Origin of the sequence: Allobosea sp. LC85, assembly GCF_000735605.1 — a bacterium.
Classification (GTDB): Bacteria; Pseudomonadota; Alphaproteobacteria; order Rhizobiales; family Beijerinckiaceae; genus Allobosea.
This window is the reverse complement of sequence record NZ_JPKG01000063.1, coordinates 1-22,278: the sequence shown is the minus strand read 5'-3', so window position 1 is coordinate 22,278 and position 22,278 is coordinate 1. Positions and strand designations below refer to the sequence as shown.

The window sequence follows — 22,278 nt, the reverse complement described above, 5'->3', positions numbered from 1 at the left end:
CGGGCGCGGCCGCTTCTTGCGGGCGCGGGCGCTTCTTGACTTCAGGTTCACGATAGGTCATGAGAATGAACGTTCATTCTCATTGCGGATTTCTCATTTGCCACCGCCCTTTGCCTACGCCTCGTCCGACCGCGCCCTGACGGAGCGCCATACGCGCATCCTCGATGCGGCGGAGCGCGTCTTCGCGCGCGCCGGCTTCCATGCCGCGACGATGAACGACGTCGCGGCCGAGGCCGGCATGAGCCCGGGCAATCTCTATCGCTACTTCGCCTCCAAGGACGCGATCATCGCCGGCATGGCCGAGCGCGATCGGGCCTCGATCGCCGCGGACTTCTCGGCGCTCGATCCGCGCGCCGGCAATCTCCTCGACCAGCTCGAGGCTCTCGGGCGGCGGCATCTCGTCGAGGAGCCACGCGAGAAGGCCATCATCGCGGTGCAGATCTGGGCGGAAGCCGCACGCAATCCGGAAATGGCGGCGATGTGCGCCGATATCGACGGCACGGTCATCGCAGGTCTGGCGGCAGCCATCTCTGCGGCCAAGGACGGTGGCGAGCTGCCGGCCGATCTCGACGAGGTCCGCTTCCTCCAGGCGATGTCGATGCTCGCCGACGGCTTCTTCTGCCGGCGCGCCATGGATCCGAATTTCGACACCGACGCTGCTGCCGAAACGCTGTTCACCGCGATGCGAGGATTGGCTCAGGCAATGCGCCTGCAATCCCAAGACATAAATCAGCCATGACTGATTCGAAGGTTATCCCCATGTTGCCGCTTCCCCTCGCGCTGACGCGCCTGGCTGCCCTGTCCCTGCTTACCCTGGCGCTGCTGCCGCCTGTCTCGGCCTCGGCCCAGACGCCGGCCAGCGCGGCCGCGCAGGCAAGCGGCCCGATCCATGGCCCGGCCGTGACGGTCACGCCCGCCAGGACCGCGGAAATCGTGCAGAGCGTCGTGGTCTCCGGCTCGATGATCGCGCGCGACGAGGTTTTGGTTTCGCCGGAGATCGATGGCTTCGCGCTCGTCGAGATCCTGGCCGAGGAGGGGGACAGCGTGGCGGCGGGCCAGGTGCTGGCGCGTCTCTCGCGGACGACGCTTGATGTTCTCCACACCCAGAACGAGGCACAGATCGCGCGCGCCGAAGCGGCGATCGCGCAGGCCAATGCGCAGGTCACCGAAGCGGAGGCCAATCGAGTCCAGGCCGAGAACGCTTTCGAGCGGACCAAGGCCCTGCGCGATTCCGGCAATGCCAGCGTCGAGACCTTCGACCTGCGTTCCGCTGCGGCGCGGACGACGGTCGCCCGGGTCAACTCGGCGCGGCATGCGCTTGCCATCGCGACGGCCGATCTTGCACTCGCCAAGGCGCAGGAGCGCGATATCGCCGTGAAGATCGCGCGCACCGAGATTAAGGCTCCCGCGGCCGGAATCGTCAGCCAGCGCCGGGCCAAGCTCGGCGCCATGGCGCCCCTGGCCGCCACCGAGCCGCTCTTCCGGATCATCGCGGATGGCGCAATCGAGCTCGAGGCCGATGTCGCGGAGGTCGAACTTGCGTCGCTCAGGCTCGGCCAGAGGGTCGCCGTCACGCCGGCTGGCGCCGCGAAGCCGCTTGTCGGCGAGATCAGGCTGATTGCACCGGAGGTCGACAAGGCGTCGCGTCTCGGGCGCGTGCGCATCGCGCTCAAGGACAATCCGCCGGTTGCGATTGGCTCCTTTGCGCGGGGCGTAATCGAAACCGGGCGCAAGACGAGCATTACCCTGCCGCTCTCCGCCATCACCTATTCGCGTAGTGGAGCGCTGGTGCAGAGTGTCAGGGACGGCAAGGTCAGCACCAAGAAGGTGACGCTGGGACTGACCGGAAATGGCCGGATCGAGATCACCTCCGGCCTCGCCGAAGGTGAGACCGTGGTCGCGCGCGCTGGCACTTTCGTGCGCGATGGCGACGCCGTTACGCCGATCGCGACGAATTGACGGGGTCGGCGGAATGAACGTCAATTTCTCTGCCTGGTCGATCCGCAAACCGGTCCCGGCCATCCTGCTTTTCGTGGTGCTCTGCGTACTCGGCCTGATGTCGTTTTCGACGCTGCCGGTCACGCGGATGCCGAATATCGATGTGCCGTTCGTCTCGGTCACGGTGACCCAGGCCGGCGCAGCGCCGGCGGAGCTTGAAAGCCAGGTCAGCAAGCGCATCGAGGATGCGGTCGCCAACATCACCGGCGTCAAGCATGTGATGTCGACGCTGACCGACGGCCAGTCGCTCACCCTGATCGAGTTCCGCCTGGAGGTGAACACAGACCGGGCGGTCAACGACGTCAAGGACGCCATCGCCAAGGTCAGGGCCGATCTGCCGCGCACGATCGATGAGCCGGTGGTCCAGCGCATCGATGTCGAAGGACAGTCGATCCTTAGCTATGGCGCATCGTCGCCTGGCATGACGCTCGAGCAGCTCTCCTGGCATGTCGACGATGTCGTTGCGCGCGAGCTGCAGGGGCTGAAGGGAGTCGGCCGGGTCGATCGTTACGGTGGTGTCGATCGCGAGATCAGGATTTCCCTCGATCCCGACCGCCTGCTGGCGCTCGGGACGACGGCTGGCGAAGTCAACCGGCAGATTCGGGTGACCAATGTCGACCTCGCCGGCGGGCGCGGCGAGGTTGGCGGCCAGGAACAGGCGATCCGCACGCTGGCCGGCGCGCGCACCGTGGCCGAATTGGCCGAGACCAAGATCTCGCTCACCGGCGGCCGCGAAGTGAGGCTGAAAGAACTCGGCCGGGTCGAGGATTCCAATTCCGAACCGCGCTCCTTCAGTCGGCTCGACAAGCAACCCGTCGTCACCTTCGCCGTGTTCCGCTCCAAGGGCTCGAGCGAGCTTTCGGTCAAGGAGGTCGTTGCGGCCCGCGTCGAGGAGCTGAACAAGCGCTACCCGTCGATCGAGCTGAAGCTGATCGACGACGCGGTTGCCTATACCCACGGCAATTACAAGTCAGCGATGGAGACGCTGTTCGAGGGCGCGGCGCTGGCCGTGCTCGTCGTCTTTCTCTTCCTGCGCAACTGGCGCGCGACGCTGATCACCGCGATCGCCCTGCCGCTTTCGGCCATCCCCACCTTCTGGGCGATGCAGATGCTGGGCTTCTCTCTCAATCTGGTCAGCCTGCTCGGCATCACGCTCGTCACCGGCATCCTGGTCGACGACGCGATCGTCGAGATCGAGAACATCGTGCGCCATATGAAGATGGGCAAATCGCCCTATCGCGCGGCGATGGAAGCGGCCGATGAAATCGGGCTCGCGGTCATCGCGATCACGCTGACCATCGTCGCGATCTTTGCGCCGGTCTCCTTCATGGGCGGTATCGCCGGGCAGTATTTCCGCCAGTTCGGCCTGACGGTTGCCATCGCGGTGCTGTTCTCGCTGCTGGTGGCGCGGCTGATCACGCCGATGATGGCGGCCTATCTGATGCGACCGGTGAAGCATGAGGATGACAAGCCAGGCCCGTTCATGCGCGGCTATGTCGGCTTGCTGCGACTCACCCTCGCGCGCATCCGCCTGCCGCTGCTGCCGCGCTTCGATGGAACGGGGCGCTGGCGCAAGCTGCCATTCAACATGGCCTATCTGACCCTGGTGGTCGGCTTCATCTTCCTGTTCGGCTCGATCAAGGCGACGGCCCTGCTGCCGACGGGCTTCTTCCCGGAAGAGGACACCGCGCGTGTCGTCGCCAGCGTCGAGTTGCCGCCCGGCGCAACGCTGGAAGAAACCCGCGTCACCACCGACCAGATCGTCGACGCGCTGAAGACGATTCCCGAGGTCACGCATGTCTTCGTGCTCGGTGGCGCTTCGCCGACCGGACAGCGCGAGGTCCGGCGGGCTTCGGTCACGGTCATGCTGACGCCGAAGAGCGAGCGTGCGATCAAGCAAAAGGATCTGAAGGTCGTCATCGCCGAGAAGCTCGCCAGCGTCCCCGACGCCCGGGCCTGGTATGTCAATGAGCGCGGCGAACGCGAGATGGCGTTCTCGATTCTCTCCAAGGACGGCGATGCGCTCGACGAGGCGGTCGCCCGAATCGAGGCGCGCATGCGCCAGGTCGACGGCTACCTCAATGTCGCGACTGCCGGCTCGCTCAGCCGGCCGGAACTGCGCGTCACACCCAAGCTCGAGCAGGCGGCGAACCTTGGCGTTACGCCTGAGGCGATCTCGGAAGCGGTGCGCATCGCGACGATCGGCGACGCGGGTGCCAATCTCGCCAAATTCAACGCCGGCGACCGGCTGGTGCCGATCCGCGTCCAGCTCGACGAGGCTGCCCGCACCGATATGCGCAACATTGCGGCGCTGCGTGTCACCAACACGAACGGCGTCTCGATTCCGCTGACGGCGGTGGCCGATATCGGCTTCGGCGAGGGGCCAAGCTCAATCGACCGCTATGACCGGGTCCGCCGGGCAGCGATCGGTGCCGATCTGAAGCGCGGTTTCGAGCTCGGCACGGCGCAGGAGAAGTTCCACGAGATCGTCAAGGAGGTCGGGTTGCCAGCGGGTGTCACGACCGCCGCCACCGGCGATGCCGAGATCCAGGGCGAGGTCGTGCAGGGCTTCATCACGGCGATGACGACCGGCCTGATGCTGGTCTTCGCGCTGCTGATCCTGCTGTTTGGCTCGGTCGCCCAGCCGGTGACCATCCTGCTCTCGCTGCCGCTCTCCTTCGGTGGCGTGGTGATCGCGCTGCTCGCGACCAATAACCCGGTCTCGATGCCGGTCTATATCGGCCTGCTGATGCTGATGGGCATCGTCACCAAGAACGCGATCATGCTGGTCGATTTCGCGGTGGAGGAGGTCGCCCGCGGCAAGGACCGGATTACGGCGCTGCTCGAAGCCGGGCGCAAGCGAGCCCGGCCGATCGTGATGACGACGATCGCGATGGCGGCGGGCATGCTGCCCTCAGCCTATGGCGTCGGCGATGGCGGCGAGTTCCGCGCGCCGATGGCGATCGCGGTGATCGGCGGCCTGATCGTCTCGACCGTGCTCAGCCTCGTCTTCGTGCCGTCCTTCTACACGGTGATGGACGATGTCGGCCGTGGCTTCAGCTGGCTCTTCGGCCGCTTCTTCAGCAAGCCTGAGGATGAATCGGCCTGGGAGCCGATGGGCGATGAGGAATCGCCCGGCGAAGCAAGCGCCAAGGCGATGAGCGGAAAGCTGCCGCCGCCGCGATTGGCGGCGGAATAGGGGTCGGACGGGAAGCTGGAACTCGAGGGGTGTCGTCCCGTCGATGGCACCCCGAGATTGAGCGGCAGGAGCGCAGCAATCTCAGGCCACTTCAGGGGCGGCGGGGAAAAGGTAACGAACCTCAGCCCTTCCGGACCAGCAGAACCGCTGCCAGAATCGCCACGCCGCCAAAGGCCTGCGCGGGCGAGGGCTGTTCGGCAAAGATCGCCCAGGCGGCGAGCACACTGACCAGCGCCGGCCAGACCATCACCAGCGAGGCGGCGCTGGCGCCATACTGGCCGAGCGCCAGCGTGATCAGTCCCTGGCCCAGCGCATGCGAGACGAGGCCGAGCGCGATCACCGCGAGCCAGCCCTGCAGGCTCTGCGGCAGGATGGTTTCGCCAAGCAGGATTGCGACCGCGATGCAGAAGACGGCGCAGAGTGCACTGGAGATCAGGCCGATGCGGCCGGCATCGGCAAAATCCCGGGCCCGGCGAATGGCGATGATATAGACGGCGTAGGAGAAGGCTGCGCCGACCGCCAGGCTGTCGCCGAAAATGCTGCCCGGACTGGCCGCGGCCGTCGAGGACGCGAATTTCGGCAGCACCAGCATCAGCGCGCCGCCGATCGCCAGCAACAACGCGCCGAGGATGCGCCCGGTCGGCTTCTCACCGAGCAGGAGCCAGGCCGCCAGGACAACGACGACCGGCGAGAGATTGCCGAGCAGCGAGGCGTTGGCGATCGTCGTGAAGCCAAGCGAGGCATTGTAGAGCGTCACGTCGACGGCGAAGGCGAACCCGGCCAGCGCGATTGGCCACCATCCGTGGGAGCGCGTGGCACCCGATGTGGTCTTGCGCTGTTCGAACGCGGTCCAGGCTGCGAGCACGGGCAGAGCAAAGAGCATGCGCCAGAAGCCGGCGGCGGCCGGGCCGACATCGGCATAACGCACGAAGATGCCGGAAAAGCCGATGCAGGTCGCGCCTGTCATCAGGGCGACGAACATGGCGAGGCCGGGTGCAGCCGGACGTGACAGGGCAAGGCTCGGGGTGGTCATCTGAGTCATCCGCAACGGGCAGTGCCGGCGATATAGTGCGCTTCCTTCAATCGGAAAAACGGATTATTCTCATCGTTCCATTCGAATTTCCGATGGAGCGGAACGATGGCGACTCATTTCGATCTGGCGGCGCTGGATATGCTGGTGACGGTCGCCGAGACCGGCGGCTTCACGGCAGCGAGCATCAGGCTTGGCCGCACGCAATCGGCGGTTTCTGTCCGCATCCAGGATCTCGAGGCGCAGCTGGGCCAGAAGCTGCTTGAGCGCTCGCGCCGTGGGGTGACGCCGACCGATGCCGGCGAACGGCTGATCGGTCATGCCCGCCGCCTGCTCGCGGTCGAGCGCGAAGCGCTGGCTGATCTGGGCGGCGAGGCAGCCACGGGGCGCCTGCGGGTCGGTGTGCCCGACGACTATGTCGACGCCTATCTGCGACCGCTGATCGCACGGTTTGCGGCCGAGCATCCGCGCGTCGAGCTGGAACTGCGCTGCGATCTCTCGAAGCGGATCGAGCCCGCGCTTGCGGCTGGTGAGTTCGATATCGCCGTGATCACGCAGGATCCGGTGCGGCCAAAGGGAGAAACGCTGCGCCGCGAGCCGCTGGTCTGGGTCGCGGCGCGCGGTCATCGCCCGGAATTGCAGGAGGTTCTGCCGCTTGCCCTGTTTTCGGAGGGCTGCCGGGCTCGCCCTCGTGTCCTGGCGGCGCTCACCGGAGCAGGGCGGGCGCATCGGCTGGTCTTCTCCTCCTCGCATACGGCAGGCGTGATCTCGGCCGTCGAGGCCGGATTCTGCGTCACCGCGATCACCGAAAGTGCGGTTCCGCCGAGCCTGCGGCGGCTTGGCGCGGCTGAGGGCCTGCCGCCGCTGTTCGAGCTTTCGGTCGGTCTGATCGTTGCACCCAACCCGAGTCTCGCGGCCCGGCGCTTCGCACAGGCGCTTCGCGAAGAAATGGCTGCGCCACGGCTTGCCGCGTGAGCGCCCGCATTGCCCTTCGGCCCGCGGCCCACTACTGAGAAGCAATGAAATTCCTCGACCAAGCCAAGATCTATGTGAAGGCCGGTGACGGTGGCGCGGGCTGCGTCTCCTTCCGGCGCGAAAAATTCATCGAGTTCGGCGGCCCCAATGGCGGCGACGGCGGACGCGGTGGCGATGTCGTGATCGAATGCGTGCAGGGACTCAACACGCTGATCGACTTCCGCTTCCAGCAGCATTTCAAGGCCAAGATCGGCGAACATGGCATGGGCAAGGACCGGCATGGCGCCAATGGCCCGCCGATCGTGCTCAAGGTGCCGCCAGGTACGCAGGTCTTCGACGAGGACGGTGAGACCCTGGTCGCCGACCTGACCGAACCCGGCCAGCGTTTCGTTCTGTGCAAGGGCGGCAATGGCGGCTTCGGCAACGCCTATTTCAAGACCTCGACCAACCAGGCGCCGCGCCATGCCAATCCGGGCCTGCCGGGCGAGGAGCGCTGGGTCTGGCTCCGCCTAAAGTTGATTGCCGATGCCGGGCTTGTGGGCCTCCCCAATGCAGGCAAGTCGACATTTCTCGCCACCGTCACCGCTGCGAAGCCGAAGATCGCCGATTATCCCTTCACCACCCTGCATCCCGGCCTTGGCGTCGTACGGGTTGACGGGCGCGAGATGGTGTTGGCCGATATTCCTGGCCTGATCGAGGGAGCGCATGAGGGTCATGGGCTCGGCGATCGCTTTCTCGGCCATATCGAGCGCTGCCGGGTGTTGCTGCATCTGGTCGAAGGCACCAGCGAACATGCCGGCAAGGCCTACAAGACCGTTCGGGAGGAGCTCAAGGCCTATGGCGAGGGCCTGGCCGAGAAGCCTGAGATCGTGGCGCTCTCGAAAGTGGACGCGCTGAGCCCCGAGCTGCTCAAGGAGCAGGTCGCGCGGCTGAAGCGGGCCGCCAAGCGCATGCCGATCGTGCTGTCGTCAGCGTCTGGCCAGGGCGTCGACGATGCCTTGCGTGCCCTGTTCGCGGTGGTCGAGGAGGCACGGCAGGAAGAGGCCAAGGCCGATGCGCCGGCGCTGGAGGCCGGTTGGCGCCCATAACCTGTGAATTGCCACGGTGTTGTTGACGACCGTTCCCAGGCAGCCGCAAACGGCTTGCGTGGAAACACGCGCCGCCGTCTAACTCGCGGTTGCCGTCAAAGGGGGACTTGTCAGGTGATTTCCAAGCTTAGGCCTCTCGCGCTCGTTTCCGTCGTGATCTTCAGCGGCGCAGCCCTTGCCCAGGCACAGCGCCCCTCCGCGAGCGCACAAGCTCCGGCCGCTCCTGGCGGTGTTTCGCAGCCGGACAATACGACGGCGACCTATGGCGACTGGACACATCGCTGCCAGCAGGGCGTCGGTACCCGGATCTGCGAGATCGTGCAGACACTCGAGGTGCAGGGGCAGCGCGGCCCGGTGGCGCTGATCGCGCTCGGGCGGCCGGTGCGCAACGAGCCTTACAAGCTGGTGGTGCAGGTGCCGCCAAATGTGAGCCTCGGCGCCAAGGCCGGTATCCGCCTTGCGCTCGGAGAGAAGGACGAGGGGACGCTTGCCGACTTCCAGCGCTGCCTTCCCGGCGGCTGCTTCGCCGAGGTGAATGTGAGCGATGACCTGCTGAAGCGCTGGCGCGGCTATGGCGAAGCCGGCCAACTTCGCTATCAGGATGGCGCCAACCGCGCCGTTGCGCTGCCCTTCTCGTTCAAGGGCTTTCAGGCCGCCGTGGACGCGCTCGCCCGCGAGCCTTGAGATCGGCGCGTTTCAGGTCTCGGTGAATTGCAGCCGGTGCAGCCGGGCATAGGTGCCGTCATGCGCGATTAGCGCGTCGTGGCTGCCGGTCTCGACGATCCGGCCCTCCTCCAGCACGACGATGAGATCGGCCTCGCGCACGGTCGAGAGGCGATGCGCAATCACCAGCGTGGTGCGGTTCTTCATCAGCCGGGCCAACGCCTGCTGGACGAGCCGCTCGGACTCGGTGTCGAGCGCGCTCGTCGCCTCGTCGAGCAGCAGGATCGGCGCATCCTTCAGGATGGCTCGCGCGATGGCGACACGCTGGCGTTCGCCACCTGACAGTTTCGAACCGCGCTCGCCGACCTGCGTGTCGTAGCCATCGGGCATGGCCATGATGAAATCATGCGCCGCTGCATCCCTGGCGGCGGCCATGATCTCGGCCTCGGTCGCTCCCGGCCGGCCAAAGGCGATGTTGGCCCGCACGGTATCGTCGAAGAGCATGACATCCTGGCTGACGACGCCGATCTGGCCGCGCAGGCTGGCGAGCGTGACGTCGCGCAGATCCTGCCCGTCGATCTCGATACGGCCTTCGCTCGGGTCGTAGAGGCGCGGCGCCAGGGTGAGCAGCGTCGACTTGCCGGAGCCGGAGCGACCGACCAGCGCCGTCATCTTGCCCCCCTGCGCGACGAGATCGATGCCTTCCAGGGCGCGGGCATCATCGCGATAGCGGAAGCGCACATGCCGGAAGGCGATCTCGCCGGCGCCGACCTTGAGCGGCTGCGCACCGGGGCGCTCGGTGACCAATGGCTTCTCGTCGATCAGGGCGTAGTAGCGTTTCAGCGAGGCGCCGGCCTCCTGCAGGATGGCGTTGAGGTTGCCGAGCGAACGCATCGGCTGTGCCGCGAGCAGCAGCGCCGAGACATAGCCGGTAAAATCGCCGATCGTGCTGGTGCCCGCGGTGATCCTGACGCCGATGGCCGCGAGAACGCCGGCGACCGCCAGACCACCGGCGACCTCGAGCAGCGGGTCGAGCCGGCCGCGGGCATTGGCGGCCTTCATCTTCAGGCTGCGGATCGTCTCGAAGGCATGCGCGGCGCGCGCCTTGAGATAGGGCTCGAGCGAGTCTGTCTTGGCGACGCGGGCACCTTGCAGGCTCTCGGTGACGAGGCTTGCCATGATGCCCGTCTGCTCCTGCTGCGACATCGCCATGCGGCGCAGCTTCTTGCCGATCCGGCCGATCGGGCGCGCGACGATCGGGGCGATCAGCAGGACGACAAGGGTCATCTGCCAATCGATCCAGAGCAAGGCCCCGACGAGTGCGATGGAGGTCATGACATCGCGCACCGCGATGTTGATGATCCGGGTCAATGCCTCCTTCACATAGGTGAAGTCGGTGGTGAAGCGCTGGGTCAGCGAGGCGGGATTCTCGCGCTGGAGCTGTGCGAGGTCGGCATCGATCAGATGCGCGTAAAGCGCGGACTGCATGTCCGCTTCGATTCGGCTGACCACGCTGTTGGTCATGACGGTTTGCGTGAGCAGCGAGAAGCCCTTGATCGCCGTGACGATGACGACCACGACGGCAACGGCATTGACCACGCCGATCTCGATCCCGATCGACTTCGAGACGAGCCGCTCCATCCGGCGCACGAAGCCCGTCGCTTCCGCCGACAAGGGGTCGGCGAAGGCGTCGAAAGCGGCCTTGATGAGCAGCGGGTAGAAGCTGGTCGTTGCGGCGATCACCACCACAAGTGCCAGGATCATCGCCATCTGGGGCAGGTAGGCGCTGACACGCTCGCGCCAGACGCGGGCGAAGAGCGCAAAGGTGTCGTCGGTAACGCGGCCGATCTTCATGGCGCGCGGCCTAACATGCTCGACCGTGATATGCCACTGGCATGGCGGCGGGGGGCCTCCTCGTGCTCCGGTCTTGTTCCAGACACGAAGCTGGCGTCCCATAGCCACAGTGCTGCAACTGATTCAGGAGATAGCGTACACCCATGCCCGCGCCCCCGCCGGCCCAGATCGGCCAGAGCTTCGCCGAGATCGACACGCCAGCGCTCGTTCTCGATCTCGACGCCTTCGAGCGGAATCTCGTCGCCATGGCCGCCTATACGCAGGCCCATGGCGTACGTCTTCGCCCTCATGCCAAGACGCATAAGAGCCCGGACATCGCACTGCTCCAGATCGCGCATGGCGCTGTCGGCCAGTGCTGCCAGAAGGTCTCCGAAGCCGAAATTCTTGTCGCAGGCGGCGTCGGCGATGTTCTGGTCACCAACGAGATCGTCGGCCCGGCTAAACTCGACCGGCTCGCCAAGCTGGCGCGCAACGCACGAATCGGCCTTTGCGTCGATCATCCCGAGGGCGTGCGCGAGGCGGCGGAGGCGGCTGCGCGGCACGACGTGATGCTCGACGTCATGGTCGAACTCGATATCGGCGGGCGCCGCTGCGGCGTCGCAGTCGGCGAAGCAGTCCGGATCGCCGAGGCGGTCGCGCGCAGCAATTCGCTGCGCTTCTCGGGCATTCAGGCCTATCACGGTTCTGCCCAGCATATGCGCTCGATCGACGAGCGGAGCGAGGCGATCGAGCGCGCCGGGCTGCTTGCCCGCAATGCGGTGGAGCGTCTCGCCCAGGCAGGCCTCAACTGCGAGTATGTCAGCGGCGCCGGCACCGGTACCTATGAGCTCGAAAGCCAGTCCGGCATCTGGAACGAGATCCAGGCAGGCTCCTACATCTTCATGGATGCAGATTACGCCCGCAATCGACAGGCGGACGGTACCCCCTTCAGGGCCTTCGAACACGCGCTTTTCGTCCTTGCCGGGGTGATGAGCAAGCCCGTGCCGGACCGCGCCATTGTCGATGCCGGGCACAAGGCGGCGGCGGTCGATTCCGGCATGCCCATGCCGTTCCAGCGCGACGGCGTGATTTATACCAAACCCTCTGACGAGCATGGCGTGCTCACCGGCGACCCGATCGCCCTGCCGCATCGCGGCGACCGTATCCTGCTCATTCCCGGTCATTGCGACCCGACGGTGAACCTGCACGACTGGTATGTCGGCGTGCGCGGGCTGCACGGTCCGGATGCGCATGTCGAGACGCTCTGGCCGGTTGCGGGGCGCGGCGCTCTGACCTGAAGACACCGGGACTGCGCATGACTGTGTCCGAAACTCGCTTCCCATTTTTCGGACTCATGCCCTGATGCTGGCTGAGTTCCTGCTGACGCTTGCGACCCCGGCCGGCCGGATGACGCGGCAGCTCGGCCTGTTGCGGGAAAGCACAGCTCTCTGGGCACGGGGGCTGCGCCAGCGCGAGAGCTGGGCGCCGCATCACCAGCGCTGTCAGGCGCTCGTCACGCAAATCGTCGGCGAGCTCGAGCGCCACCGCATCGTGGTCGTGCTCGGCTCGGGACTGGTGCGGGACGTGCCGCTCGATCTGCTCTGTGCACGCTTTCAACGTGTCGTTCTGATCGATGCGGTGCATCTGCCTCAGGTCAGGCTGCGCATGGCCCTGCGCCGCAATGTCGAGCTTGTGACGCGCGATCTGACCGGCGTCATGAGCTGGCTTGCGGGGGAGGGCCAAGGGCGCAGCGACCCGCTGGCCGATCTCAGTGCGGACACGGAGGTCGATCTGGTGATCTCGGCCAACCTGATGTCGCAGCTCGCCTGGCCGATCGAGGACTGGCTCGAGGGGAACGGGGACCGTGCAGCCGCCTTCCCCAAAGATCTGCCGGCGCACTGCATCGCCTGGCATCTCCAGGACCTTGAGCGTTTCGCGGGGCGCATCTGCCTGATCAGCGATGTCGAGATGCTCGAGCACGACCGCGACGGCACGGTGACGGACCGGCTGGACTTGGCGCGCGGCGTTCCCCTCCCGCCGCCGGATGAACGCTGGGACTGGCAGGTTGCGCCCTTTGGCGAAGCCGAAAGGGACCGCGAATATGTCCACCGGGTCTGCGCCTGGAGAAATTTCCAGAAGGACATGATCAAGCGCCAGCGTGGCTGGTAGCTGGCCTGCCTATCCCCGCCCCAGCTCCACCGGCACCGAGAACGAGCGCTTGACCTGCCCGAGCGCGAAGCTCGATTCGATCGAGGCGACATTGTCGAGCCGGGTCAGCTTGTCCTTCAGGAAACGTTCGTAAGCGGCGAGGTCACTGACGATGATGCGGAGCAGATAGTCGCGCGGGCCGGTCATCAGGTAGCAGTCGGCCACTTCCGGCCAGCGTGTCACCGCCGCCGCGAAGCGGTCGAGCTCCTCCTCGCGCTGGCGCTCCAGCTTGATCGAGGCGAAGACGGAGACCGGGAGGCCGAGCTTGTCCTGGTTCACGACCGCGACATAACCCTCGATGATGCCGGCCTCCTCCAGCAGGCGAACCCGCCTTGCGCAGGGTGAGGGCGAAAGCCCGACTTTTTCGGCCAGGTCCTGATTGCTCATGCGTCCGTCGGCCTGGAGGGCCTGGACGATACGCCGGTCGATATCGTCGAGTTTGTAGTCTGGCATCTTGTCTCGCTTTCGCTCGCAGGATTAGCGGAAAGCGCTAAGATGGAAAGCCTCGCCGGCGATCTTTGGCAAAAATCGCTGCCGGAAGCGTGCATGATGGCTTGGCCGCATCGAGAGAAGCCAAATGACCGATCCCCGTCTGCCGATTCTCGCTGAACTCGAGAAGAAGATTCTCTGGCTCGCCTCCTGGACGATCCATAACGCCAACCACCTGCGCGATAACGGCGACGGCATGAAGGTGGGCGGGCATCAGGCTTCGTCCGCGTCCCTGGCGACGATCATGACGGCGCTCTACATGGCGGCTCTGAAGCCGCAGGACCGGGTCGCGGTGAAGCCACACGCCTCGCCGATCTTCCATGCCATCAACTACCTGATGGGCCTGCAGACACGCGAGAAGCTTGAGAATTTTCGCGGGTACAAGGGTGCTCAGAGCTATCCCTCCCGCACCAAGGATATCGACGATGTCGATTTCTCGACCGGCTCGGTCGGCCTCGGCGTCGCGCAGACGCTCTTCTCCTCGCTGACCCAGGATTATGTGAAGGCCCATGGCTGGGGCACAAGCCGGCCGGACGGGCGCATGGTTTCGCTGATCGGCGATGCCGAGCTCGACGAGGGCAATATTTTCGAGGCCCTGATGGAGGGCTGGAAGCACGGCGTCCGCAACACCTGGTGGGTGATCGACTATAACCGCCAGTCGCTCGATGCCGTGATCCGCGAGGGGCTCTACGACCGTTTTGAGACGATGTTCCGCAATTTCGGCTGGGATGTCGTGACGCTGAAATACGGCTCGCTGCAGCAAGCCGCGTTCAAGGAGAAGGGGGGCGAGCGGCTGAAGGCCTGGATCGATTCCTGCCCGAACCAGCTCTATTCGGCTCTGACCTTCCAGGGCGGCGCGGCCTGGCGCAAGCGCCTGATGGATGATCTCGGCGATCAGGGGCCTGTTTCGACGCTGATCGAGAGCCGCTCCGACGCCGAGCTCTCGAAGCTGATGTGCAATCTCGGCGGGCATGATCTGCCTTCGCTGCTCGAAGCCTTCGAGGGCATCGATCACGACCGGCCGGTCTGTTTCCTCGCCTATACCGTCAAGGGATTTGGCCTGCCGCTTGCCGGGCACAAGGACAATCATGCCGGGTTGATGACCAAGGAGCAGATGGAAGGCTTCAAACGAGCCAACACGGTCCGCCCCGGCCATGAATGGGACCTGTTCGAGGGGCTGTCGCTGCCCGAAGCCGCGCTCCGCAGCTATCTCGACACGGTGCCGTTCTTTTCCGAGGGGCGCCGTCGCTTCTCGGCGCCGTCGCTGCCTGTGCCTGCGAAACTCGAGGCCGGCATCCAGGCGACGATGTCGACGCAAATGGGCTTCGGCAAGGTGCTCGACGAGCTGGCGAAGCTCGGCGGGCCGCTGGCCGACCGCATCGTCACCACCGCGCCGGACGTCACCGTCTCGACCAATCTCGGGCCATGGGTGAACCGGCGCGGCCTTTTCGCCCGCGCCTCGATGGCCGATACCTTCAAGGACGAGCGCATTCCCTCGATGCAGAAATGGGAATTCTCGCCGAAGGGCCAGCATATCGAACTCGGCATCGCCGAGATGAATCTCTTCATCAATCTCTCGGCGCTCGGCCTGTCGCATTCGATCTTCGGCGAACGGCTGATCCCGATCGGCACGCTCTATGATCCCTTCATCTCGCGCGGGCTCGATGCGCTGAACTATGCCTGTTACCAGGATGCGCGCTTCATGGTGGTCGCGACGCCGTCAGGTGCGACACTGGCGCCCGAGGGCGGCGCGCATCAGTCGATCGCGACGCCGCTGATCGGCATGAGCCAGGACGGGCTCTGCGCCTTCGAGCCGGCCTTCGTCGACGAGCTCGCCGTCATGATGCGCTGGTCCTTCGAATACCTGCAGAAGGATGGCGAGGGCGATCCCGACGAGCGCACCTGGTTGCGCGACGAGACCGGTGGCTCGGTCTATCTCAGGCTCTCGACACGGCAGGTCGAGCAGCCGAAGCGGATGATGACGCCCGATCTCGAGCGCGACATCATCGATGGCGCCTATTGGCTCAGGAAGCCCGGCCCGAACGCCTCTGTCGTCATCGCCTATACCGGGGCGGTTGCGCCGGAGGCGATCGAGGCTGTGGGCTTGCTCGGTGAAGACCGGCGCGATGTCGGGCTGCTCGCCATCACCTCGGCCGATCGGCTCAATGCCGGCTGGCAGGCGGCCGAGCGGGCGCGACAGCGCGGCAATCATGGCGCGACCAGTCATATCGAGCGGCTGCTCGGCGAACTTTCACGCGATTGCGGTATCGTCTCGGTGCTTGACGGTCATCCCGCGACTCTGGCCTGGCTCGGCAGCGTGCACGGCCACAAGCAGAAGGCGCTTGGCGTCGAGCATTTCGGTCAGACCGGCACCGTTGCCGACCTTTATCGGCACTTCGGCATCGACGCGAACGCGATCGTGCATGCGGCGCAGGCTGCGGCGCCGGGCCGGCCGGTTCGCTATCTGAAGGCGTTGCCATAAGCGACGAGGGCGCGGCATCGCCCTCTTGTAACGAGAAGGGGAGAGGTGCTGGCCGTTGGACGGTGAAGTGCGGCGGCAGAGGCGCCCCCGCGCTCTATTTCGCCAGTCCTTGTTTCACATTGACGCCCGCGAGCAGCGCTCCGCCCGTCAGGAAGAACGCAATCAGCACCGCCAGCCCGGCCTGCTGGCTGGCGAAGATGGTGGTCGCCAGCGCCACGAAGGTCGGGCCCATGAACGAGGTCACCTTGCCCGATAGCGCGAAGAGGCCGAAAAACTCGCCATGCCGGCCCGCCGGAGCGAGACGGGCCATCAGGCTGCGCGAGGAGGCCTGGAGCGGGCCGGCGACAAGGCCGATCAGCAGGCCAAGACCGAGATAGATCCGCTCGGGCATCGAGGCGAACAGCCCATCACCTGCCGCCGGAGGCGTGGCCGGCAGCACGAAGAAGATGCGGTCCGGCCCGAGCGAGAGGATGCCGAGGCAGGCGAAGAGCAGGCAGGCGATGGCGCCCAGTACCACCGGCTTGCCACCGATGCGGTCATCGAGCTTGCCGCCGAACCAGGCGCCGAGCGTGCCGGTGATGGTGAGCAGGATCCCGAAGATGCCGAGTTCGATCGTCTGCCAGCCGAAGACGCCGGCCGCGTAGATGCCGCCGAAGGCGAAGAGCGCCACGAGCCCGTCCTGATAGATCATGTTGGCGAGCAGGAAGCGCCCGAGCGAGGGCAGGCGTGGCAGTTCGGCGATGGTCGCCTTCAGCCGCGAGAGGCCGCCCTGCGCCGCTTCCCTGAGGCGCATGCCGGTTCCCGGGGAGTCCGGTGTCAGCAGGAACATCGGCGTGACGAAGATGACGAACCAGAGCGCGGTGAGCGGCCCCGAGGCGCGGTCACCCTCGCGCGCTGCCGCGTCGAGGCCAAGGATCGGCACGAGGCCAGCCAGCGTCTTGCCGGTGAGCGGATCAGCGGCGAGCAGCGCCAAGGTGATCGCAAGCGAGATCAGCCCGCCGAGATAGCCGATGGCCCAGCCCGTGCCGGAGAGCCAGCCGAGCCGCTCCGGCGGCACGAGTCGTGTCATCATCGCATTATTGAAGATGGTGGCGAATTCCGCGCCGATCGTGGCGATGATGAAGCCGGCTAGCGCAATCGGAACGGCGGCGGGCGAGCCGGGCCTTGCGAACCAGAGCAGGGCCGAGCCGACGACGAGCAGCGCGCCGAAGGCCGCGATCCAGGGTTTGCGCGGGCCAGTGCGGTCAGCGATGCCGCCGAGCAGGGGAGAGAGCAGGGCGATGCAGAGACCCGCGAAACCCGTCGCATAGCCCCAGAGCGCCTGTCCCTGTGCCGCGTCCGCCGCGAGGGCGGAGGCGAAGAAGGGCGCGAAGACGAAGGTGGTGACCAGCGTGAAGAACGGCTGTGCCGCCCAGTCGAAGAACAGCCAGGCCGTGACGGCCCGGCGCGGCGGATAAGTGACGGGCGCGATCGCCGCCGCAGGCGCGTGGGAAAGGTTCACTGCAGGGTTGTCTCTGGGTCGCTGCCGCCGCGCGCCAGCTCGATCTCGGTGATCGCGACCAGCACATCGGCGCGGTTCTTCAGGCTGGAGGCCTCGAGCAGTGCCTGTTTCTCGCGCGGGCCGAAGGGGCACATCATCGAGAGCGCGTTGACCAGCGCCTCGTTCGGCGCTTCGTTGATGCCCTTCCAGTCGATCTTCAGGTCATTGGCCTTGGCGAAGGACCGGAGCGCCCTGAGCAGGCTGTTGCGGTCGACCTCGTCCTCGCCCGCCCGGGCGATGAAATCGATGGCGAAATCGTCATAGCTGACCCGGCACTGGCGATAGGCTGTCGTCACCGAGAGTTCCTCGACAATGCGGAAGCGCGCGATGCCAGTGAGCGTCAGGATATAGCGGTCATCGCCGGTCTCGGCGAACTGCGTGATCCGGCCGAGGCAGCCGACCTGCAGCAGACCGGGCGTGGCGGACGGGCGGCCGCTCTCCGGCTCGGGCTGGATCATGCCGATGGTGCGGTGCTCACGCAGCGCATCGTCGATCATGGCGATATAGCGCGGCTCGAAGATGTTGAGGGGCATCTGCCCGCGCGGCAGGAGGAGCGCACCGGCCAGCGGGAAGACCGGGATCACCCGCGGGCAGTCCTGGGCTCCGTTATAGACGGCGTTCATGCCCATGGGCGTGTCGCTCCCTTCCATCGCGCGGCACCTTATGAAAACAGCAGCGTCGAGAGCTTGCGGCGGCCTGCAACGCTGGCGTCGTCCATGTGACCCCAGGCCTCGAAGAACTGCAGCAGCTGCTTGCGTGCGCCGTCGTCGTTCCACGTCCGGTCTGCCTTGATGATGGCAACCAGCTGGTCGACGGCTTCTTCGCGCTTGTCATGGGCGTTCAGCGCCAGCGCGAGATCGAAGCGGGCCTGATGATCCCCGGGGTTGGCCGCGACCTTCGCTTCGAGTTCGGCTGTGTCGCCGAGCGAGGCGGCCTGTTCCGCAAGCTCGATCGCGGCACGCACGGCGGCCAGCGCCGGATCGGACGCCTTCGCTTCCGGTACCGCGGCCAGGATGCCCTTGGCGCCGTCGATATCGCCCATATCGAGATGCAGGCGCGCGAGTCCGGCGAGCGCTGCAACATTCTCCGGCTCGAGCGCCAGCACATTGGCGTAGAGCTCGCTTGCGCCTGCCGCGTCGCCGGCCTCGAGCGCTTCCTGCGCGGCGGCGACCAGCTCCTCGGTCGCGCCCGGGCCCATCGGCCCGACGAGCTTCTCGATGAAGGCCTTGATCTGGCTTTCCGGCAGGGCGCCCATGAAGCCGTCGATCGGCTGGCCGCGCTGGAAGGCGATGACGGCCGGGATCGACTGGATGCCGAGCTGGCCCGGAATCTGCGGGTGCTCGTCGATGTTTATCTTGACGAGCTTGACCTTGCCTCCGGCAGCCTTGATCACCTTCTCGATGACCGGGGTCAGCTGCTTGCAGGGGCCGCACCACGGTGCCCAGAAATCGACCAGAACCGGCTGGTTCATCGATTCGGCCACGACATCCTGCCGGAAGCCCTGTGTCGTCGTATCCTTGATCAGGCCGGGTTGCTCGGCCGCATCGCTGTTGAGCAGCATGGGTCTTCCTTCATCTCGTCAACAGGGTCGACCGCGGCCACACTGGCCGATCTCGGTCGGGCATACGAAAACGGGCGCATGACCACGGGCCGCGCGCCACATAGATGGGGAGGTTCAGTCGTTCTGTCCATCGACCGGAGCGGGCAAATCGACGATCAGCGGCTCATGTCCGGTGCTGCGCAGGAAGCCCAGCATGTCGTCGCGTGCGATGCGTAGCGTCGCGGTGTTGATCAGTGGGTGGAAATTCATCGCCTCGCCGCTCATCAGATTGGCGTCGAGCACCATCGTCACATCGCCGGCGCGATCATTGATCACGGCAAAGGCGGTGACGGAGCCTGGTGTTACGCCAAGTTTCTCCTCCAGCAGCTCAGCCGAGCCGAAGGAAAGCCGGCCGCTGGCTCCGAGCGCCTGATGCAGCCGCTTCAGGTCGATTCGTGTGCTCTCCAGAGCCGAGACCAGGAAGAGCCGACCCTTCTTGTCCTTCAGAAACAGGTTCTTGGTGTGGTGCCCATCGATTGTGCCGCGCAGGGACTTCGATTCGGCGACGGTAAAGACCGCCTCGTGATCGAGCCTGTGGAAAGGAATGCTCTGCGTGGTCAGATGGGAGCAAAGCTCGTCGGGTGTCAGCGGTGCGGTCATCGTAACTCGTCGGAAACAAAGAGTTCTTGGCGTTGCCTAGCGCGCCGGGCGGCATTACCGCAAGCGCGTCGCGATGGCTCCGACAGGGTGAAAGTCAGGGCCTCGGCGAAAATCTTTGCAACAGGCGCTTGCGCTTCTCGGCGCTTTGGGCAATAAGCCCGCCACGCGCCGCTGGCGCGCCACTGTCCGGATGCGGGTGTAGCTCAGGGGTAGAGCACAACCTTGCCAAGGTTGGGGTCGAGGGTTCGAATCCCTTCGCCCGCTCCAGACATTCTTCCCAACCAAGACTGCCGCAAGCGCCGGGTTTCCCGGCGCTTTTTGCGTTTGGGGCCATACGCTTAAGTCTGGTTCGATGGGCGCAGTGAGCGATCTCGCGGTTTGCGAACTACGCGCCAGCTCCACCGGACGTGCTGCCGATCAGGTCGAGCGTACGCGGATCCGGGCTGCCGCCGAAAAAGTGCTGCAGGCCCTGCCGGAAGATGTTGTCGCCGCTGCCCGCGGCCAGCGCAAAGAGGGTCATGCAGGAGCGGAGCTTCATGTCATCGGGCGAGCCGAAGATGGCATGGGCCGAGTGGCCCTCGATCTCCAGGATGGCGGCGGTGCACGCGACGAGGCGGGGGCCGAGGATGGGATGGGCGAGATAGGCATGCGCTTCCGCCAGCGAGGCCAGGCCGTAGCGTTCCGCTGTCGGCGAAATGCCGAGGCCGCGCAGCTGCGGAAAAATGAACCACATCCAGTGGGTTCGCTTCCGGCCTGCTCGCAGTTCGGCAAGCGCGGTTTCGAAGATCGGTTCCTGGGCCGCGATGAAGCGCTGAAGGTCGTGAGTCTCCGTCACGGCTTGCCCTCCCATCATGTGGCGCGGCAAGCACTCGGCTGAACGACTTTCCAGGTGCCGACGCGGATTCCTATTCTATGTGAAGAAGCGCGCGGGGCGGAAATCGGCGAGTTCCTCCCGTTCGATGCCCTGGAGGATCTCGTCTGCGGCCATGGCCCCGAGCGCCGGCGAGAGCGTCGCGCCGCTATGCGTGACCATCAGGTAATAGCCGTCGAGGCCGGGCACGGGTCCGATGGCCGAAAGACCGTCCTTGGGGATGGGGCGCTGGGTGACGCGGGTGGCCTCGGGCTTGACCGGTGCAATGCCGGGAAGGATCCTGGTCAACCGCTCGATCACGAGCGCAGCCTGCGCCATGCCGGGATGCTCGCTGACCTCGGGCGTCACCTGCGCGTCGGCCGCGCCCCAGTGCACCATCAGCCTTCCCGCGCCATCCGGCCGGAAATCGCAAAGCGGCGAGGAGACCACGCGCTGGATCGAGGCCGGCACGGGCGGAGTAAAGACCAGGAAGCCGACCGTGGGTTCCAGCGGGACATTGGGGGCAGAGGCGCCGATCGTGTCATTGGACCAGCGGCCGGTGCAGTTCACCACCAGGTCTGCATGGAAAGTCTCGCCGGTTTCGCAGCGCACGCCCTTGACCTTGCCACCTTCGACGAGGAGGGCATTCACCCGGGTTTGCGTCTTCAGCTTCACACCAAGCCGGCATGCCGCCCTCATCATGGCGTGGGCGTAGACGACCGGGTCGAGCCAGCCATCGTTCGGATACCAGGCGATGGGTGCGTCACCGATCGCGGCAGGATCGATATCCGGCTCGAGTTCGAGCAACTGCTTGCGGTCGATCCATTCGGCCGCGTAGCTCCAGCCCTGCAGGCGCGAGACCTTGGCGCGCTGAGCGTCGCGCTCGGCTTCCGCCTTCCACTCGACGCGACCGCCGCCATGCCACCAGGGTGTTGCGCCAAACTCCTCCTCCAATGCCGCGTGCGCCTTCATGCCGGCGACGTTCAGGTCGTGATAGCTGCGGGGCTCCTTGTTGCAGGAGTTGGTCCAGGCGAAGCTGATGCCGGACGTGCCGCCGCCGACCCGCGTGGCCTCAAGCACGGTAACGCGCGCGCCCGCGCGCGCGAGGCGATAGGCGACGGAGGTTCCGAGGACTCCGGCGCCGACCACGATGATCTCAGGCATAGTATTCTCCGGCACAGTGTGAACCCGCTCGTGATCCCGTCTCGACAGCGCCCTGGCATGTTACCGGCCGGCGGCCTGGACTGCCGCGAGCGGAACGAGGCAGGCCTGGGACTGTGCAGAGCGCCGCGTCCGGCGTCCAGTTCGGCAGTGCAGCCCCTCGGGCGTGTCGCGGGAATGGCCAGTCTCTGTCCGTGATGGGGGCCAAGGTTGGTGCGTGTGCCGAACGCTTTCGCTGCCGCCGATGGCGGCGCCCCGCGCCTCGGAACGGTGCAGGTGCGGGTGCCGGGAGGTGGATAACTCCGCAAGATATTGCAATCATTGATTTTATTTTGGCGCCATCAGCGGTGACGTGCGAAAAAATGCGGCGCTGTCATGGAACTGTCGGAAAAGTTTTGTTTTGGCGTTGACAGGGTGAGTTGGTGGGGCCTATAACGCGGCCATCGAGACGGCGCCGCCGCTGGCGGGGCCGCTCTACTGCGCTTCATGAGCATGTTAGGCCTTGTCGCCGAGCGATCGGCGGGCTTATCTGTCGTTGTTGATGCGCCGCTGTTTGAAAACT

18 protein-coding genes and 1 tRNA gene are annotated in these 22,278 nt (G+C 65.9%); 10 read left to right on the top strand and 9 right to left on the bottom strand.

The genetic code is table 11. The features are described 5' to 3' along the window. Positions 1-97 precede the first annotated feature (97 nt). From FG93_RS29275 to FG93_RS29265, 3 genes are read left to right on the top strand one after another with little or no spacing between them, the layout of a single operon-like run. Positions 98-739, top strand: coding sequence for a TetR/AcrR family transcriptional regulator (locus FG93_RS29275; protein WP_052514361.1), 642 nt, complete (start codon positions 98-100; stop codon positions 737-739). A gap of 20 nt (positions 740-759) precedes the next feature. Next, positions 760-1,959 (top strand): efflux RND transporter periplasmic adaptor subunit, encoded by a 1,200-nt coding sequence (locus FG93_RS29270; RefSeq protein WP_043242095.1) that lies wholly within the window; start codon positions 760-762, stop codon positions 1,957-1,959. A gap of 13 nt (positions 1,960-1,972) precedes the next feature. Continuing rightward, a complete protein-coding gene (locus tag FG93_RS29265) occupies positions 1,973-5,197 on the top strand; it encodes an efflux RND transporter permease subunit (protein WP_043242093.1) in 3,225 nt (1,074 codons plus the stop codon). A gap of 121 nt (positions 5,198-5,318) precedes the next feature. Here FG93_RS29265 and FG93_RS29260 read toward each other — a convergent pair whose 3' ends face one another. Continuing rightward, a complete protein-coding gene (locus FG93_RS29260) occupies positions 5,319-6,230 on the bottom strand; it encodes a DMT family transporter (RefSeq protein WP_161783910.1) in 912 nt (303 codons plus the stop codon). 105 nt (positions 6,231-6,335) lie between these two features. Here FG93_RS29260 and FG93_RS29255 point away from each other — a divergent pair, with 105 nt between their 5' ends. From FG93_RS29255 to FG93_RS29245, 3 genes are all read left to right on the top strand, one after another. After that, positions 6,336-7,202, top strand: coding sequence for a LysR family transcriptional regulator (locus FG93_RS29255; protein WP_043242091.1), 867 nt, complete (start codon positions 6,336-6,338; stop codon positions 7,200-7,202). Between the two features lie 44 nt (positions 7,203-7,246). After that, a complete protein-coding gene (gene obgE / locus FG93_RS29250) occupies positions 7,247-8,290 on the top strand; it encodes a GTPase ObgE (protein ID WP_043242090.1) in 1,044 nt (347 codons plus the stop codon). 114 nt (positions 8,291-8,404) lie between these two features. Beyond that, positions 8,405-8,974, top strand: a complete 570-nt coding sequence (locus tag FG93_RS29245; RefSeq protein WP_043242088.1) for an invasion-associated locus B family protein — start codon at positions 8,405-8,407, stop codon at positions 8,972-8,974. A 12-nt stretch (positions 8,975-8,986) separates the two neighbouring features. Here the strand turns inward: FG93_RS29245 and FG93_RS29240 are convergent, their stop codons facing one another. Further along, complete coding sequence (locus FG93_RS29240) at positions 8,987-10,807, bottom strand: ABC transporter ATP-binding protein (protein ID WP_043242086.1); 1,821 nt, start codon at positions 10,805-10,807, stop codon at positions 8,987-8,989. Positions 10,808-10,950: 143 nt separating this feature from the next. Between FG93_RS29240 and FG93_RS29235 the strand changes: the two genes are divergently transcribed. Both FG93_RS29235 and FG93_RS29230 read left to right on the top strand, forming a co-directional pair. Further along, positions 10,951-12,084 carry a DSD1 family PLP-dependent enzyme gene (locus tag FG93_RS29235; RefSeq protein ID WP_043242084.1) on the top strand — a complete coding sequence of 378 codons (1,134 nt, stop codon included), beginning with the start codon at positions 10,951-10,953 and terminating at the stop codon, positions 12,082-12,084. 64 nt (positions 12,085-12,148) lie between these two features. Next, positions 12,149-12,955 carry a hypothetical protein gene (locus FG93_RS29230; protein ID WP_052514357.1) on the top strand — a complete coding sequence of 269 codons (807 nt, stop codon included), beginning with the start codon at positions 12,149-12,151 and terminating at the stop codon, positions 12,953-12,955. A 9-nt stretch (positions 12,956-12,964) separates the two neighbouring features. On the opposite strand, the gene FG93_RS29225 is transcribed toward FG93_RS29230, so the two are convergent. Beyond that, entirely contained in the window at positions 12,965-13,447 is a 483-nt protein-coding gene (locus FG93_RS29225; RefSeq protein WP_043242082.1) for an Lrp/AsnC family transcriptional regulator, read from the bottom strand. 124 nt (positions 13,448-13,571) lie between these two features. Here FG93_RS29225 and FG93_RS29220 point away from each other — a divergent pair, with 124 nt between their 5' ends. After that, positions 13,572-15,965: a hypothetical protein gene (locus FG93_RS29220; RefSeq protein WP_043242080.1), complete on the top strand. Its 2,394-nt coding sequence runs from the start codon at positions 13,572-13,574 to the stop codon at positions 15,963-15,965. 94 nt (positions 15,966-16,059) lie between these two features. Here the strand turns inward: FG93_RS29220 and FG93_RS29215 are convergent, their stop codons facing one another. From FG93_RS29215 to FG93_RS29200, 4 genes are all read right to left on the bottom strand, one after another. Further along, complete coding sequence (locus FG93_RS29215) at positions 16,060-17,466, bottom strand: MFS transporter (RefSeq protein WP_043242078.1); 1,407 nt, start codon at positions 17,464-17,466, stop codon at positions 16,060-16,062. Further along, positions 17,463-18,134 (bottom strand): LON peptidase substrate-binding domain-containing protein, encoded by a 672-nt coding sequence (locus FG93_RS29210; RefSeq protein WP_043242076.1) that lies wholly within the window; start codon positions 18,132-18,134, stop codon positions 17,463-17,465. Before FG93_RS29210 ends, FG93_RS29215 begins: the two co-directional genes overlap by 4 nt. Positions 18,135-18,166: 32 nt before the next feature. After that, positions 18,167-19,066 carry a thioredoxin gene (gene trxA, locus FG93_RS29205; protein ID WP_043242074.1) on the bottom strand — a complete coding sequence of 300 codons (900 nt, stop codon included), beginning with the start codon at positions 19,064-19,066 and terminating at the stop codon, positions 18,167-18,169. Between the two features lie 114 nt (positions 19,067-19,180). Further along, positions 19,181-19,705 carry a prolyl-tRNA synthetase associated domain-containing protein gene (locus tag FG93_RS29200; RefSeq protein ID WP_043242072.1) on the bottom strand — a complete coding sequence of 175 codons (525 nt, stop codon included), beginning with the start codon at positions 19,703-19,705 and terminating at the stop codon, positions 19,181-19,183. 192 nt (positions 19,706-19,897) lie between these two features. Here FG93_RS29200 and FG93_RS29195 point away from each other — a divergent pair. Continuing rightward, a tRNA-Gly gene (locus FG93_RS29195) sits at positions 19,898-19,972 on the top strand. A gap of 118 nt (positions 19,973-20,090) precedes the next feature. On the opposite strand, the gene FG93_RS29190 is transcribed toward FG93_RS29195, so the two are convergent. After that, positions 20,091-20,540, bottom strand: a complete 450-nt coding sequence (locus FG93_RS29190; protein WP_200878182.1) for a DUF1810 domain-containing protein — start codon at positions 20,538-20,540, stop codon at positions 20,091-20,093. Between the two features lie 75 nt (positions 20,541-20,615). Then, on the bottom strand, positions 20,616-21,719 hold the full coding sequence (locus FG93_RS29185) for an FAD-binding oxidoreductase (RefSeq protein WP_043242070.1): 1,104 nt from the start codon (positions 21,717-21,719) through the stop codon (positions 20,616-20,618). Positions 21,720-22,278: the final 559 nt, after the last annotated feature.

Bases quoted from the DNA above. Each gene is read 5' to 3' on its own strand.
- FG93_RS29270 (WP_043242095.1), top strand. From the start codon at position 760: ATGTTGCCGCTTCCCCTCGCGCTGACGCGCCTGGCTGCCCTGTCCCTG.
- FG93_RS29265 (WP_043242093.1), top strand. From the start codon at position 1,973: ATGAACGTCAATTTCTCTGCCTGGTCGATCCGCAAACCGGTCCCGGCC.
- FG93_RS29260 (WP_161783910.1), bottom strand. From the start codon at position 6,230: ATGACCACCCCGAGCCTTGCCCTGTCACGTCCGGCTGCACCCGGCCTC.
- FG93_RS29255 (WP_043242091.1), top strand. From the start codon at position 6,336: ATGGCGACTCATTTCGATCTGGCGGCGCTGGATATGCTGGTGACGGTC.
- obgE (WP_043242090.1), top strand. From the start codon at position 7,247: ATGAAATTCCTCGACCAAGCCAAGATCTATGTGAAGGCCGGTGACGGT.
- FG93_RS29240 (WP_043242086.1), bottom strand. From the start codon at position 10,807: ATGAAGATCGGCCGCGTTACCGACGACACCTTTGCGCTCTTCGCCCGC.
- FG93_RS29235 (WP_043242084.1), top strand. From the start codon at position 10,951: ATGCCCGCGCCCCCGCCGGCCCAGATCGGCCAGAGCTTCGCCGAGATC.
- FG93_RS29230 (WP_052514357.1), top strand. From the start codon at position 12,149: ATGCTGGCTGAGTTCCTGCTGACGCTTGCGACCCCGGCCGGCCGGATG.
- FG93_RS29225 (WP_043242082.1), bottom strand. From the start codon at position 13,447: ATGCCAGACTACAAACTCGACGATATCGACCGGCGTATCGTCCAGGCC.
- FG93_RS29220 (WP_043242080.1), top strand. From the start codon at position 13,572: ATGACCGATCCCCGTCTGCCGATTCTCGCTGAACTCGAGAAGAAGATT.
- FG93_RS29210 (WP_043242076.1), bottom strand. From the start codon at position 18,134: ATGGGCATGAACGCCGTCTATAACGGAGCCCAGGACTGCCCGCGGGTG.
- trxA (WP_043242074.1), bottom strand. From the start codon at position 19,066: ATGCTGCTCAACAGCGATGCGGCCGAGCAACCCGGCCTGATCAAGGAT.
- FG93_RS29200 (WP_043242072.1), bottom strand. From the start codon at position 19,705: ATGACCGCACCGCTGACACCCGACGAGCTTTGCTCCCATCTGACCACG.
- FG93_RS29185 (WP_043242070.1), bottom strand. From the start codon at position 21,719: ATGCCTGAGATCATCGTGGTCGGCGCCGGAGTCCTCGGAACCTCCGTC.